The following is a 305-nucleotide window of genomic DNA, read 5'->3' as shown; positions in this document are numbered from 1 at the left end:
TCTTCTAATAATCTTTTAAATTCTTCTCTTTTTTTTTCAAACTTAGCTCTTTCTTCTTCTGACATTTCTTCATTTTCATTTCTATTTGTTCTATTATTTAACCATTCAGGTGTTTTCTCCTTAGAAAATTGAACAATACTGTTTTTTTTATTACTTATTTTAAAATTTTTTGCTTGTTCTAAAGTTGTAATATTAGCGTTTTTCCAGTTACTTAAAACTTTCAAAAGAAATTGTTTTGGTCTAGATCCATTAATAGATGTATACTCGATAGCATAATTAATAAACTTATCATCAAAGCATGAGGA

At 24.6% G+C, this 305-nt stretch carries 1 pseudogene; it reads right to left on the bottom strand.

Features of this window, described 5'->3' with window-relative positions:
- Positions 1–224, bottom strand: a pseudogene (locus tag EII32_RS11920) (hypothetical protein); the annotation flags it as partial.
- Positions 225–305 lie beyond the last annotated feature (81 nt).

The sequence above is a fragment of the Prevotella sp. OH937_COT-195 genome, from assembly GCF_003932845.1.
Lineage (GTDB): Bacteria > Bacteroidota > Bacteroidia > Bacteroidales > Bacteroidaceae > Prevotella.
The sequence above is the reverse complement of the archived record's forward strand: the minus strand, read 5'-3'. Positions and strand labels throughout refer to the sequence as shown.